Source organism: Limnohabitans sp. Hippo3 (genome assembly GCF_003063665.1).
Classification (GTDB): Bacteria; Pseudomonadota; Gammaproteobacteria; order Burkholderiales; family Burkholderiaceae_C; genus Limnohabitans_A.
Window position 1 is genome coordinate 459,455 of record NZ_NESF01000001.1, and the last position, 14,247, is coordinate 473,701.

The 14,247-nt window shown below is 59.9% G+C and carries 14 protein-coding genes; 5 read left to right on the forward strand and 9 right to left on the reverse strand.

From position 1 onward, the window contains the following. Positions 1 to 178: 178 nt before the first annotated feature. From B9Z34_RS14670 to B9Z34_RS02165, 6 genes are all read right to left on the reverse strand, one after another. A complete protein-coding gene (locus tag B9Z34_RS14670; RefSeq protein ID WP_108426448.1) occupies positions 179 to 430 on the reverse strand; it encodes a hypothetical protein in 252 nt (83 codons plus the stop codon). A gap of 253 nt (positions 431 to 683) precedes the next feature. After that, positions 684 to 1,895, reverse strand: coding sequence for a site-specific integrase (locus tag B9Z34_RS02145; protein WP_233249377.1), 1,212 nt, complete (start codon positions 1,893 to 1,895; stop codon positions 684 to 686). Positions 1,896 to 2,181: 286 nt separating this feature from the next. Then, a complete protein-coding gene (locus B9Z34_RS02150) occupies positions 2,182 to 3,348 on the reverse strand; it encodes a branched-chain amino acid ABC transporter substrate-binding protein (RefSeq protein ID WP_108426450.1) in 1,167 nt (388 codons plus the stop codon). 100 nt (positions 3,349 to 3,448) lie between these two features. Beyond that, complete coding sequence (locus B9Z34_RS02155) at positions 3,449 to 3,733, reverse strand: hypothetical protein (RefSeq protein WP_146179611.1); 285 nt, start codon at positions 3,731 to 3,733, stop codon at positions 3,449 to 3,451. Then, positions 3,730 to 4,164 carry a DNA polymerase III subunit chi gene (locus B9Z34_RS02160; protein WP_108426452.1) on the reverse strand — a complete coding sequence of 145 codons (435 nt, stop codon included), beginning with the start codon at positions 4,162 to 4,164 and terminating at the stop codon, positions 3,730 to 3,732. Before B9Z34_RS02160 ends, B9Z34_RS02155 begins: the two co-directional genes overlap by 4 nt. 10 nt (positions 4,165 to 4,174) lie before the next feature. Further along, positions 4,175 to 5,662, reverse strand: a complete 1,488-nt coding sequence (locus tag B9Z34_RS02165; protein WP_108426453.1) for a leucyl aminopeptidase — start codon at positions 5,660 to 5,662, stop codon at positions 4,175 to 4,177. A 23-nt stretch (positions 5,663 to 5,685) separates the two neighbouring features. Here B9Z34_RS02165 and lptF point away from each other — a divergent pair, with 23 nt between their 5' ends. Genes lptF through B9Z34_RS02190 form a run of 5 tightly spaced genes read left to right on the forward strand, consistent with a single transcriptional unit; the run spans position 5,686 to position 10,461 of the window. Further along, positions 5,686 to 6,795: an LPS export ABC transporter permease LptF gene (gene lptF, locus B9Z34_RS02170; protein WP_108426454.1), complete on the forward strand. Its 1,110-nt coding sequence runs from the start codon at positions 5,686 to 5,688 to the stop codon at positions 6,793 to 6,795. Beyond that, positions 6,792 to 7,898 (forward strand): LPS export ABC transporter permease LptG, encoded by a 1,107-nt coding sequence (gene lptG / locus B9Z34_RS02175; RefSeq protein ID WP_108426455.1) that lies wholly within the window; start codon positions 6,792 to 6,794, stop codon positions 7,896 to 7,898. Before lptF ends, lptG begins: the two co-directional genes overlap by 4 nt. 8 nt (positions 7,899 to 7,906) lie before the next feature. Continuing rightward, positions 7,907 to 8,287 carry a sirohydrochlorin chelatase gene (locus tag B9Z34_RS02180; protein WP_369907505.1) on the forward strand — a complete coding sequence of 127 codons (381 nt, stop codon included), beginning with the start codon at positions 7,907 to 7,909 and terminating at the stop codon, positions 8,285 to 8,287. 43 nt (positions 8,288 to 8,330) lie between these two features. Continuing rightward, positions 8,331 to 9,272 carry a CysB family HTH-type transcriptional regulator gene (locus B9Z34_RS02185; protein WP_108426457.1) on the forward strand — a complete coding sequence of 314 codons (942 nt, stop codon included), beginning with the start codon at positions 8,331 to 8,333 and terminating at the stop codon, positions 9,270 to 9,272. A gap of 19 nt (positions 9,273 to 9,291) precedes the next feature. Then, the gene (locus tag B9Z34_RS02190) at positions 9,292 to 10,461 is read left to right on the forward strand and encodes a pyridoxal phosphate-dependent aminotransferase (protein ID WP_108426458.1); all 1,170 of its coding nucleotides are present in this window, start codon (positions 9,292 to 9,294) and stop codon (positions 10,459 to 10,461) included. Between the two features lie 62 nt (positions 10,462 to 10,523). Here B9Z34_RS02190 and def read toward each other — a convergent pair whose 3' ends face one another. From def to B9Z34_RS02205, 3 genes are read right to left on the reverse strand one after another with little or no spacing between them, the layout of a single operon-like run. Then, entirely contained in the window at positions 10,524 to 11,063 is a 540-nt protein-coding gene (gene def, locus B9Z34_RS02195) for a peptide deformylase (RefSeq protein ID WP_108426459.1), read from the reverse strand. Further along, positions 11,060 to 13,189 (reverse strand): NAD-dependent DNA ligase LigA, encoded by a 2,130-nt coding sequence (ligA, locus tag B9Z34_RS02200; protein ID WP_108426460.1) that lies wholly within the window; start codon positions 13,187 to 13,189, stop codon positions 11,060 to 11,062. The genes def and ligA overlap by 4 nt, the downstream gene beginning before the upstream one ends. A 17-nt stretch (positions 13,190 to 13,206) precedes the next feature. Further along, complete coding sequence (locus tag B9Z34_RS02205) at positions 13,207 to 14,244, reverse strand: cell division protein ZipA C-terminal FtsZ-binding domain-containing protein (RefSeq protein ID WP_108426861.1); 1,038 nt, start codon at positions 14,242 to 14,244, stop codon at positions 13,207 to 13,209. Positions 14,245 to 14,247: the final 3 nt, after the last annotated feature.

Sequence of the window (14,247 nt, forward strand, 5' to 3'; positions counted from 1 at the left end):
TATTAATAGCCCGCCAAGCGGTGGCCTGGCTAAATGGCAGGTAACCCGGACGGTTCGGGCTGCTGCCCAGTCTACTAACTCGGATAAATCGAGCCATCGTGTACTCCTGAGATGTCGTTGCATTCACAGCAACGTCCCGGAGTACACCCCACTACCCATGTGGGGTTAAAAATGCGCGCTAATTCTTCTGGGAGTTTTTCAAAAACAATGACTGCTGCATTAACCAAGCCAAACCATCAGGGTCGATAGTGGCTTGAGCAATTTCTCCGGTAGCCATATCGATGACACCAAGAAAAGAGGGTGCAAGCTTAGGAGGGATCAAACCGCCCCAAATGTTGTTAATGGCCTCTTTGCTTTTCACCACCATTGTCCGTCTTTTATCAAGCCGGAGTTGCTTCCTTATGTTGTCAGAGGATTTCAAACCAAACATTTTGGTGGCTTCAAGCGCTGCTGACCTTTTAGAACGCCCCTGTATGTCAACTAGGTCTTGAGTGACAGCCAGCGCTCCTTGTGTTGGAGACGCAAGATTCCGCGGCCTACCTGGCTTGTAGCGCCCAGTGAACTCGGCTCTCGCATTGCGCTCCAGTTTATTGCGCGGTCGCGATGGTGCGGCACCTAAAGCCGCATAGAAAAATGCTTCGTCTTCACACACTGGAACTGGATACACACTTTTTCTGCCCATCTTATGCCCCCGGCTTCATCGCGTAATTGGCCCACGCATTCATCATGGAAAGCCGCTTGCCCAGCATGTCTCCGCGCCGATAAGCGGCTTCAACTTTATTGCCGACCGCGTGTGCAAGTGCCATTTCAGCAAGCTCATGCGGGTAGTTCGTTGCTTCGGCAGCCCAGTCCCTGAACGTTGACCGGAAGCCATGGGCTGTGATGTCGCCACGGTCCATTCGTCGCAGTACAGCAGTCAGCGTCATGTCCGACATGGGTCGCTTTGGCTTGGCCCCAGGAAATACAAAATCACAGTCATCAAGCCGTGGTAACGACTTGAGCAGGGCCACAGCAGCATCGGACAAAGCTACCCTGTGCTCCCGCTGCATCTTCATGCGCTCTGCCGGAACAGTCCAGATTTTTTCCTCAAGATCCATCTCGGCCCATACTGCCCCGCGTACTTCTCCAGAGCGTGCGGCGGTCAAGATCAGGAACTCAAGCGCGCGTGGACCAATACCCTCACGAGTTCGCAGGTCGGTCATGAAGTTGCCGATTTCTGTGTAGGTCAACGCCGGATGATGTACAACCTGTGTCACCTTGCTTGGTTTTGCGAGTGAGTGCTCAAGGTGACCCTTCCAGCGCGCTGGATTTTCACCAACTCTGTATTTATTGAAGGTCGCCCAGTCCAAGACAGTTTCAATGCGTCCCCTCAACCGTTTAGCTGTTTCAGTTTTTTCCTTCCAGATCGGCAACAGAACCTTCAACACCAACGCTTCGTCAACTTGCTCGACAATGAGATCACCCAGAACTGGGTACGCGTACACATCAAGGGTGTTTTCCCATTGTTGAACGTGCTTTTCGCTCTTCCACTCTGCGCGGTGTGCCTCGATGTAGGCTTCTGCGCAAGCTTTGAACGTCATACGCCGTCGAGCAGCCAATGTGGTTTCTTGACGGTGCATTTGGCGGGCCACCAGGGGATCCACTGGGGAGACCGGATGCCTGAGTTGTTCACGAAGCAGCCCAGCAGCTTTTCGTGCATCTGCTAATCCGACCGCATGCACAGGGCCCAGCCCCATGTTTTTGCGCCTGCCGTCTTCGCCCACATATCTGAAGACCCACGCTCGGCTGGTGCCGCGCACATGCAGGTAAAGATTGCCACCGTCCGCGTGCCATCCGTCTCGCAAGGATTTCAGGGCAACTGCTGCCAGCCGCCCCGGCTGTCGTCGATTCTTCAAAGTAGCCCCCATTCCCGTATGCCATGCCGTATGCCAACTTGGGGGAGATGTCCTGAAACTTCAAGACACCTTATGAAAACTTTATTACATAAAAACATGTGTTCAGCTAAGATGCCGTAACTACATGAAACGCCCTGAAACGATCTGATTCTGATTTGTGGATGACGCCTGCTCCGCCAAAACAAAAAAGCCTGCACAGTGTGCAGGCTTTTTTTCGTCTGTGGGTTTCAAGTACAGCGCTCTGCCGCCCTTGAAACCTGGCCCTCCACTCGGCAGGGCCAACAGATCAGCGAACCACAGCGATCTGTGAACGCTCGCCACCTTTGTAGGTGTACAAGGTCAAGGCACCATTTTTGATGTCGCCTTTTTCGTCAAACGCGATGTTGCCCGTCACGCCTTTGTAGTTGATGGCCTTCAGAGCTGGCAAGTACTTGGCTGGATCGGCAGAACCGGCCGTCACCATGGCCGTGGCCATGACTTTCACAGCGTCATAAACGTAAGGTGCATAGACCTGCACGTCGGCGTTGTACTTGGCTTTGAAGTCTGCACGGAACTTGTCCATGCCGGCTTTTTGCTCGCCTTCAACACCGCCAGCTTCGGCGCAGAACACCGACTCGTCCTTCATGGCGTCGCCAGCCAGCTTGGCCAGCTCGGAAGTGCAGATGCCGTCACCGCCCAGGAACTTGGCGTTGATGCCCAGAGACTTCATCTGGCGCAGCATGGGGCCGGCCACAGCGTCCATGCCACCGAAGAAGACGACGTCGGGCTTCTTGGCCTTCAGTGTGGTCAGGATGGCGTTGAAGTCAGAAGCTTTGTCGGTGGTGAACTCGTGACCCACGATGGTGCCGCCAGCAGCGGTAGCGCCCTTCTTGAACTCTTCAGCCACGCCCTGGCCGTAAGCGGTACGGTCATCGATGACAGCGATGTTTTTGCCTTTGAGGGTTTCCACAGCGTATTTGCCGAGGGTGCCGCCCAAGTGAACGTCGTCAGCCACCACGCGGAACGCGCCAGCGTAACCTTGACGGGTGTACTTGGGGTTGGTGGCCGAGGGAGAAATCTGGGGAATGCCAGCGCTGTTGTAGATCTGCGAGGCTGGAATGGTGGTGCCGGAGTTCAGGTGACCGATCACGCCATTGACTTTGGCGTCCACCAGCTTCTGGGCAGCAGCGGTACCTTGCTTGGGATCGGCGGCGTCGTCTTCGGCCAGCAATTCAAATTTGACGGGCTTGTCACCGATTTTCAGGCCAGCCGCATTCAGCTCTTCAATGGCCATGCGGCCACCGTTTTCATTGTCTTTACCCAAGTGGGCGATGGCACCGCTGACGGGACCCACGTGACCAATTTTGATCACTTGCACGTCAGAAGCGGCTTCTTTTTTGCCGCAAGCTGCCAAAACCACTGCAGCAACAGCCACAGACACCACGGTCAAAGTACGCGTACCAGAAAATTTCATGGAAACTCCGAAGAATAAATTGCTTCAATCAAGCAAGCCGCAAAGATACTGCAAAACAGACCCTTTGGGGCCTAGGGAAAACCAAAATTCTCGCAAACAGTCAGGGGGTATCCATACCGACGACACCCTCGCCAAGGCCTGAACGCGCACGCCAGGCCCGTTGCAGGCTTTTGTGCACCAGTTCGGCAGCCAAACGCTCCATTTCAGGGCGCAAAGCATGCAGCAACTCGTCCGACAAGGCCATGAATGCCGCTTTTTCTTGGGCACGGGCGTCCAGCGCAGCCCGCAAAGCCTCGGGGATGTCGGATTCGGGCATCGCCGCGCTCAAAACAGGCAAGACCGTATCCGGCACGCCGGATGTGGACTCTGAGCGGGGAAAACTCATGATGCAGCCGCCTTGGATAAATCGTGCTGCACCAGGGCATAGCCTTGCGCGGTGTAGTGCCGCCAGCGCTGCCTGGCCGTCATGCGGCCGTGGTCGTCGGTGGCCACGATCTCGATCAGACGTTTGAACGACTCAAACCCGGCGGGGACCTCATCCCCCAGGTTCACCAGCACATCCAGCCCGGAAAGCTGCAAGGGGTCAGGGTTCAGCCGGATCGGAGATGCGGCCTGAATCTGCGGGGCATCGGCCGCGGTGCTGTGCGGCAGAAAGTCAACCTCCGAAAAAGCCCACAAGGCGGCGTCGAGCTGGCGCAAGCTGGCCTCGGAGCCAACCACACCCACTCGCAAATAACGGCCATGGGCCTTGCGCAGCAGCCGACAAACGTATTGCAGCCGCTCCGTGGTGTTGAAGTGGAACTCGATTTGGGTCATCGCCCACCCGTCAGCGACGGCGGCTGGACGCGGCCTTGGCTGCGGCTGGACCCGCCTGGGCCAACAAATAGGCCAGCAGCAAGCCCACAGGCCTGCCTGTCGCGCCCTTGGCGGCACCACTGCGCCAGGCCGTCCCGGCGATGTCCAGGTGCGCCCACGGGTAACGCGACGCGAACCGCTGCAAGAACTTGGCCGCTGTGACCGAGCCCGCCTGACGCCCAGCCACGTTGGCCACATCGGCGTAGCGTGACTTCAGGCCTTCGGCATAGTCTTCGTCCAATGGCATCCGCCAGCAGGCGTCGCCAGAAGCATCTCCCGCCAACTGCAGGGCTTGCGCCAAAGCATCGTCGCTGGAGAACAGCCCGGACCGAACTCCGCCCAGTGCAATGACACAGGCGCCCGTCAAAGTGGCAATGTCAATCACCGCCCTGGGCTTGAAGCGCTCGGCATACGTCAAGGCATCGCACAGCACCAGCCGCCCTTCGGCATCGGTGTTCAGAATCTCAATGGTCTGCCCGCTCATGCTGGTGACCACATCACCCGGCTTGACCGCCTGGCCGTCAGGCATGTTCTCGGTGGCCGGAATCAAACCGACCACGTTGATGGCCGGCTTGAGCTCACCCAAAGCCTTGAAAACGCCCAGGACACTGGCCGCACCGCTCATGTCGTACTTCATCTCGTCCATTTCGGCGGCGGGCTTGATGGAAATGCCCCCGGTGTCAAACGTGATGCCCTTGCCCACCAGCACCACCGGGGCCTGAGCAGCAGGCGCGCCGCTGTAGCGCATGACGATGAAGCGCAAGGGCTCTGCGGCCCCACGCGCCACCGCCAAAAAAGCCCCCATGCCCAGTTTGGTCACTTCTTTGGGGCCCATCACCTCGCATTTGAAGGTGGACCCTTTGGCGATCGCCTTGGCCGCATCGGCCAGCAAGCTTGGCGTGGCATGGTTGGCCGGCCGATTGGCCCATTCTTTGGCCACCTCGATGCCGACCACCAAGGCCTGCGCGTGGGCCAAGGCGTCACGCAGCTCGGCGTTCACCGTCTCGGCACTGAAAACCACCTGTTTGAGCGTTCTGGGTTTGGGTTTGCTCAGGGTGCTGGTGTAGCTGTAACTGGCATCGGCCAGCGCGCAGGCCGCCACCTGCAGGGTTTTGCCTGAAATCTCGGTAGCGGCGTGCAGCCCCAAGCGTTTGATCTTGGCGGACTTGAGTGCGCCCCAAGCTGCATTGACGGCGCTTCGAACCTGGGCAGCACTGCCTTCGCAGATGCACGTAACCACCACATGGCGGGCTTGGATGCCCGGATGCGCATACAAAGTCAGCACCGCACCCGGCTTGTGCTCAAAGTCGCCATGCCCAGCGGCCGCTCGCACCACCACCGAAATCGGGTCTTTGTCGGAGCCCTCGACACCGCCCTGTGAAGGCCACAAGACCACCAGGGCATCCAGATCATCACGAATCACGCGGGACAGGGCACGTTTTTGGATTTCGAAGTTCATAATTCAGCTTTTCCTTCGCACCGATGTTATTCCATTCCTCTTTACGCAAAGACTTGGCCCGCAATTTCGGGGCTACGTTGGTGGTTTTGGTCACCATTGTGATCACCATCATCCTGATCCGGACGCTGGGTCAAGCCAGCCGGGGCAGCGTTAACCCGTCCGAGGTCTTGCTGGTCATGGGTTTCAGCGTGCTGAGCCAGCTCACCACCATCATCACCCTGAGCCTGTTCATCGCGGTGGTGGCTACCCTCTCGCGCATGTACGGCGACAGCGAAATGGTGATCTGGTTTTCAAGCGGACAGGGATTGGGGCAATTTGTGCGCCCTCTATTCCGGTTTGCCTGGCCCGTTTTGCTCGTTGTGACTTTGCTGGCCCTGTTCGCCTGGCCCTGGAGCAACCAGCAAATCCAGGACCTCAAGCAGCGTTTTGAAAAACGCAACGACATCGAGCGCGTGGCGCCCGGCCAGTTCCAGGAGTCGTCAGGCGGGCAGCGGGTCTTCTTCATTGACAAAGACACGCCCGACAACCGTTTTGGCCGCCATGTCTTCATCTCCAGCGTAGAAGGTTCCAAAGAAAGCGTGACCACGGCACAACAGGGCCGCATCGAGCTGACCGGTCATGAGCGCTTTTTGATCCTGGACAAAGGCCAACAATGGCTGACCAACCGGGAGACGGGTGAAACCCGGCTGACCCAGTTTGAGCACTACGAACTGCTGATCGACGACGACGTGAATCTCCCCTCTTCCGCCATGAACAGCCGCTACACCAGCACGTGGGATTTGCTGAAACAACCCAGCCGTGAAAACTGGGGCGAGCTATCTTGGCGTCTGGGCCTGGGCCTGGCGGGCATCAATTTGCTGTTGATCGCCTTGGCCGTCTCCGCCGTCAACCCCAGGGCGGGCCGCAGTTACCACCTGGGTCTGGCCTTGTTCGTCTTCATCGCTTACTACAACATGCTCAACGTGGGTCAAAGCTGGATCAGCACAGGGCGCTTTGACTTTCTGCCCTTCATGGTGGTCTTGCATGGCGGTGTCTTTTTGATGGCCATGCTGTGGCTCTCGGTTCGGCATTACAACTGGTCCTGGCGCTTTCTTTGGCCCACACGGACCCCGCAAAACAAAGGTGCGGCATGAAAACCGTTCGCAGCTTGCTGCATGGCGAAATCATCCGGGCTGTCAGCTTTGTGCTGGTGGGTTTTTTAGCGCTGTTCCTGTTCTTTGATCTGGTCGACGAGCTGCAGAACCTGAGCCGTCTGGCCAGCCAGGGCTACCAACTGCACCACGCCTTGCTGTATGTGGCCCTGAAAACGCCTTCTCATATTTATGAACTGCTGCCCATCTCGGTGCTGATCGGCTGTATTTTTGTGATGGCGCGGCTGGCACAAAGTTCGGAGTTCACCATTTTGCGCACGGGCGGTCTGGCCCCCTTGAAAGCCCTCTCCACCTTGCTGCAGCTGGGCCTGGTTTTTGTGGCCATGACCTTCTTGATGGGCGATTACGCTGCGCCTTGGGCCGATCGTCAGGGTGTGCTGATCAAGGCCCGGTTTCAGGGTAACCTGACGGTGGGACAGACCGGCGCCTGGCTCAAGGAGCGACAAGGGCAACGGCACTTTGCGGTCAATGTGCGCAGTTTCGATGGCATCCGCCAGATGCAAAACATCCGCATTCACGAGTTCAACGAAGCGGGCCAACTGCTCGCGATCACCCGCGCGCCACAGGCCGAGGTCGGGGACGGCGTTTGGCTGCTGCAGCAGGCTGAGGAAAAGTCAATTCAGACCCCGGATGCCAGCCAAACCCTGCAATACCGGTCGGTCCAGCACCTCAGCATGCCCTGGCCTACCGGCATCAGCGCGGACATGGTGGCCGCAGCCGTGCTCAGTCCGGACCGCATGCGGACCTGGGAGCTGTTCAATTACATGCGCCACTTGTCCACCAACAACCAGAATGCCCAGCGCTACGAAATCGAGTTCTGGCGCAAGGTGTTCTACCCCTTGAGCTGCCTGGTCATGTTGGTCATGGCTTTGCCCTTCGCCTACCTGCACTTTCGATCAGGCCAGATTGCCGGGTATGTGTTTGGTGGCGTGCTGGCGGGCATCAGTTTTTCATTGCTCAACAACCTGTTCAGCTTTGCGGGCAACTTGCAAAACTGGCAACCCTGGCTGACGGCGGCGGCCCCGGCCCTGATTTACAGCGCAATTTCCCTGCTCGGCTTTTGGTGGATGGTGTTACGGCGATGACAACTGACTTGACATCTCAAACGGGCGTGATTTTGTTTGCCCATGGTTCGCGCGACCCGCTTTGGCGCTTGCCCATCGATGCCGTGGCTGAGGACATGACCCGTCGCTGGCCGCACATGTCGGTGGCCTGCGCTTTTCTGGAGCTGACCACACCCGATTTGGCCACCACCGTCGAGGCCTTGATGATGCAGGGCAAAACCCATTTGCGCATCGTGCCCATGTTTCTCGGGGTGGGTCGACATGCCAGGGAAGACTTGCCGCAGCTGGTGTCCGAGCTGACCGAGGCCTACCCCCAGGTGCAGTTTGAATTGCTGCCTTCCATCGGAGAACACCCCGCGATGACCCGGCTCATGGCCGACATTGCCGCCAACGCAGCCAGCACGCCATAGACCCTTAAAGCATAATGATGCAAGTCAATATGATATTTACCGTATGAACCTGCACCAATTTCGCTTTGTACAAGAAGCGGCACGCCGCAACCTCAACCTGACGGAAACGGCCAAAGCCCTGCACACCTCCCAACCCGGTGTATCCAAAGCCATCATCGAGCTGGAAGAAGAGCTGGGCATCGAAATCTTTGCCCGCCATGGCAAGCGGCTCAAGCGGATCACCGAGCCCGGCCAGCACGTGTTGCAAAGCATTGAGGTCATCCTGCGTGAAGTCGGCAACCTGCGCAAAATCGGTGACCAATACAGCGCCCAGGACAATGGCACGCTCTCCATTGCCACCACGCACACCCAGGCCCGTTATGTGCTGCCGCTGCCTGTGGCCAAGCTGCGCGAAAAATACCCCAAGGTCAACATCAGCCTGCACCAAGGCGCTCCTGACCAAGTGGCCCAGATGCTGCTGCAGGATGTGGCCGAAATCGGCATCGCCACCGAGTCCCTGTCCGCTTACGAAGAGCTGGTGACCCTGCCCTGCTATGAATGGCAGCACGTCCTTGTCTTGCCGCTCGACCACCCCTTGGCCAGCAAAGCGCATTTGTCCCTGGAGGACATTGCCAACGAGCCCATCATCACCTACCACCCCTCATTCACCGGGCGCGGCCGTATCGATCAAGCCTTTGCCGCCAGAAAGTTGCACCCCCGCATCGCACTCGAAGCCATTGACTCGGATGTCATCAAGACCTACGTGCGTCTGGGCTTGGGCATTGGCATCGTGGCCGAAATGGCCGTCAACGACGACCCTGTGAAAGACCTGGCGGTTCGTCCGCTGGGTCAGTTGCTGGGCATGAATGTGGCCCGTGTGGCCTTCAAGCGGGGTGCTTACCTGCGCCACTTTGTCTACCACTTCGCCGAATTGCTGAGCGATCGCCTGACGGCACCCCTCATCACCAAGGCCATGAACGGCCACGTCAACGATTACGAACTTTGAGCCCTGTACTTTGAACGCCATGAACGCACGCACCCCCAACCTCACCTCCAAAGCGCCCCACATGGGCACCACCATTTTCACGGTCATGTCGGCACTGGCCACAGAAAAAAATGCGGTCAACCTGGGCCAAGGCTTTCCGGATTTCCCGTGTGATCCGCGACTGCTCGATCTGGTGAACGACGCCATGCGCGAAGGCCTGAACCAGTATCCCCCCATGACCGGCGTGGCACCGCTGCGTGAGGTGGTGTCGCGCAAAATTGAAGCCCTGTATGGCCGCCATTACGACCCGATCAGCGAAATCACCGTCACGGCCGGGGCCACCCAGGCCATCCTCACCATTGTGCTCGCCATCGTTCACCCCGGCGACGAGGTCATTGTGCTGGAGCCCTGCTATGACAGCTATGTCCCCAACATCGAACTGGCGGGCGGCGTGGTGGTGCGTGTGCCCCTCACCCCTGGCACCTTCCGCCCTGACTTTGACAAAATCCGCGCCGCCATCAGCCCCAAGACACGCGCCATCCTGATCAACTCACCGCACAACCCCAGCGGCATGATCTGGTCACGGCAAGACATGCTGACGCTGCAAGAGATTCTGGCCCCGACCAACATCGTGCTCATCAGTGACGAGGTCTACGAGCACATGGTCTACGCGCCCAACCAGCACTGGAGCGCTGCGCATTTTGATGGCCTGGCGGCACGCGCCTTCATCGTGTCCAGCTTTGGCAAGACCTTCCACGTCACCGGCTGGAAAATCGGCACCGTGGCGGCGCCTGCGGCCTACACCGCCGAATTCCGCAAGGTGCACCAGTTCAACGTGTTCACCGTGAACACGCCGATGCAGCATGCCCTCGCCCGTTTCATGGCCGATCCTGCCCCCTATCTGGAACTGCCCGCGTTTTACCAACGCAAGCGCGACCTGTTCCGCCAAGGCCTGGCACAAACCCATTTCAAACTGTTGCCCGGCGAAGGCACTTATTTCCAATGCGTGGACATTTCCGGCTTGAAAGTGCCCGAGAAAAACCTGAGCGAAGCCGACTTTTGCAAATGGCTGACCACCGACATCGGCGTGGCCGCCATCCCGCTCTCCGCTTTTTATGGCAACAGCTTTGACCAGAAAGTCATCCGGTTTTGCTTTGCCAAGAAGGATGAGACGCTGCTGCAGGCGCTGGAAAAACTCAAGGGGCTTTAACGCCCTCACGCCAGTCGCGAGCCCCGGCCGCGAACGATCGGACCTGCCCGCAGCGCAAAAGCTCAGTCGTCTTCAGCGGCACTGATCTCGGGGAACAACACCTCGGTGAACCCAAAGCGGGTGAAGTCGCGCACCCGCATGGGGTACAACTTGCCGATCAGGTGGTCGCATTCGTGTTGGACCACGCGGGCATGAAAACCGTCCACCGTGCGGTCGATCGGCTGGCCTTTTTCATCGAACCCGGTGTAACGGATGCGTGACCAGCGAGGCACCACGCCGCGCAAACCAGGCACCGACAAACAGCCCTCCCAATCCACCTCCTCATCGGCCCCCAAGGGCGTGATGACGGGGTTGATGAGCACGGTTTTGGGCACCACAGGCCGGTTGGGGTAGCGAGGATTGACCGCATCGCTGCCAAAAATGACCAATTGCAGGTTCACCCCAACCTGTGGCGCAGCCAAACCAGCACCGTTGACCGCAGCCATGGTTTCGCGCATGTCAGCAATCAAGGCATGCAACTGCGGGGTGTCAAACGCCTGCACAGGCTCTGCCACGCGCAAAAGGCGGGCATCGCCCATTTTGAGGATGTCACGCACGGTCATGGTTTTTCTCCGGCAAGCAGCAGCGCCAGCCCCGCATCGTCCAGCACGGGCACACCCAAGGCCTGCGCCTTGTCGAGCTTGCTGCCCGCCTCGGCACCCGCCACCACGTAGTGGGTTTTCTTGCTGACCGAGCCGGCCACTTTGGCCCCCAGCGCTTCGAGTTTTTCCTTGGCTTCGTCACGGCCCATGCTTTGCAAGGTACCGGTGAGCACCACGGTGATGCCCGCCAGGGGCATTTTGGTCGGGGCCAAGGCGTCGCCTTCGGCCCAGGTGATCCCCGCATCGCGCAAAGCCTGCACCACTTCGCGGTTGTGCGGCTGGTCAAAAAAGGTGTGGATGCTGTGCGCCACTACCGGGCCCACATCGGCCACTTGCAGCAGCGCGTCTTCGCTGGCGGCCATGATGGCGTCGAGCTGACCAAAGTGGCGGGCCAGTTCCTTGGCCGTGGCCTCGCCCACGTGGCGGATGCCCAGGCTGAACAAAAAGCGGCCCAGCGTGGTGTGTTTGGATTTTTCCAGAGCGTCGAGCAGGTTCACGGCCGATTTTTCGGCCATGCGGTCCATGTTGGCCAGCGTGTCCAGTTTCAAGTGGTACAGGTCGGCCAGGGTATTGACGTGCCCGGCATCGACCAGCTGGTCCACCAGTTTGTCGCCGAGGCCGTCCACGTCCATGGCGCGGCGGTGGGCAAAGTGCCAGATGGCCTGCTTGCGCTGGGCGCTGCAAAACAGCCCACCGGTGCAGCGGTGGTCGGCTTCGCCCTCTTCCCGCTCGGCCAGGCTCCCGCACACGGGGCAGTGCGTCACCATGGTGAACTGCGGCGCATCGGGTGGGCGGCGGTCCAGCACCACCGACACCACTTCGGGGATCACGTCGCCCGCACGGCGCACGATCACGGTGTCACCCACCCGCACATCCTTGCGACGGGCTTCCAGTTCGTTGTGCAGCGTGGCGTTGGTGACCGTGACACCGCCCACAAACACCGGGGCTAGCTTGACCACGGGCGTGAGTTTACCCGTGCGGCCTACCTGCACGTCAATGGCCAGCACGGTGGTCATCTCTTCTTGCGCCGGGTATTTGTGGGCCACGGCCCAGCGCGGCTCACGGGTCACAAAGCCCAAGCGGGCCTGCAGCACCAAGTCGTTGACCTTGTAAACCACGCCGTCGATGTCATAGGGCAAGGCGTCACGCTCGGCCGCGATGCGCTGGTGAAAAGCCACGAGGCCTGCCGCGCCCTGCACACACGCCGTTTGCTCGGCCACCGGAAAGCCCCAGGCCTTGAGCTGCATCAGCATGTCGTAATGGCTGGCCCACTGCGGGCCACCTTCGGCGGCTGGGGTGATGTCGCCCAGCCCGTAGGCAAAAAAGCTCAAGGGGCGCTCGGCGGCAATGCCCGAATCGAGTTGGCGCACCGCGCCAGCGGCAGCATTGCGGGGGTTGACAAAGGTCTTCTCGCCCTTGGCGCCTGCAGCGATGCGCTGGCGTTGGCGCTCATTCAGCGCTTCAAAGTCATCCCGGCGCATATAGACCTCGCCGCGCACTTCCAACACAGCGGGCGCATCGGGCGGCAAACGCAACGGGATCTGGCCAATGGTGCGGATGTTGGCGGTGACCTCTTCGCCCGTTTCGCCGTCACCCCGGGTGGCGGCCTGCACCAGCACACCGCCCTCGTAGCGCAAGCTCATGGCCAGGCCGTCAAATTTCAGTTCGCCCACATAGGCCACGGCCGGGTCGGCATCGCCCAAGCCCAGCTCTTTGCGGATGCGGGTGTCAAAAGCCTCGGCCCCGCTGGCTTCGGTGTCGGTTTCGGTGCGGATGCTGAGCATGGGCACGCGGTGCGTGACCTGCGCAAAAGCGTCCAGCACCGCCCCGCCCACCCGCTGGGTGGGCGAGTCGGGCGTCAGCAGTTCGGGGTGGGCCGACTCCAGAGCCTGCAGCTCGCGAAACAGGCGGTCGTATTCGGCATCGGGGATTTCGGGCGCGTCGAGCGTGTAGTAGGCGTGCGCGTGGTGGTGCAAAAGCGCTCGCAACTTTTCGGCTTTGTCGGCGGGCGAGGTCGCTGGGGTGCTGCCAGAGACCACGCTGACCTCGGCGGGTGGCAGGTCGCCAAACAGGTCCGGATGGGACATGGTTTGCAGCTAACGGTTCAGGAGAACAAACGACGGGCCTGAGGCGTGCCCGCCGACAACTCTCGCGCAGCCAAGGCGTCGTAGAGCTGTTGCAAATCTGTCGCTATTTGATCAAGCACGTCATCGCCGAGAATTTGGCCGTTGCCATCGGTCACCACGCCATCCATGTGCTCGGCCAGCAAGCGGGCCGCCTCGCGCAGGCGCTCAAAGGGCTGGTCTTCACGGGCAATTTGCGGCACATCCAGACTGAGCGAAAACTCCCGGATGGCCGACATGGCCGGGTCTTCGGCCATGGCAGCCTGGGTATCGAAAGTCAGCGACAGGATGGGCGGCAAGCCCGCCACGGCAGCCGGCAGCACCATGCGCCCCGGAATCACCCCTGCCACAAAGCCCATTCGCGCAGCATGCTGCTGGATGTAGCCCGGACTCCAGGCCGATGCCCGTGCACAGACCGTGAAGCTGAGCTGAGCATCGTGTGCACTGGCAAATTGATCGAGTTCACGCGCACGCGCCACTTCTTCGAGCATGTCGCTGAAACTGGCGCTGCCGCCCACGGCATCGGCAAAAGCCTGGGTTTTGACCACAAACTCCGAAAACTCGATGTTGTTGAGCGCCCCCACCCGGTTGGCCAGCTGAACACCCGCCTGAAAGGCCGAATAACGCCGCCCAGCCGCCAAAACTTCCCATTCGCCACTGAGTTCGCTGCAACCCTCCACATGAAAGGGCTTGGTGCCGACGCGGCGGGTCACAGGCAAAGCCGCCAATGCGGCGTCCCCGGAGACCGGGTGGTCCACTTCGATGGTGGCGATCGCATCGATCAAGGCGTCCAGTTGGGGCTTGCGCTCGGGCTGGGGCAGCGTGGCGAAGTCGTCGGTCAGAACCGGTTCACGGGGCTCGAACAAGGCAGGCTCGGTGTCTGGCGCGGCCAACTCGGGTTCTGTCTGGGGCTCGGCCTGGCGGGGTGCGCTCTTGCGCGAGGTCCAGTAGTTGTAGACCACCACGGCCCCCACTGTGAGCGCCCCGATGGCGGCCAGACTCAACTGCAATGAGCTCATCGA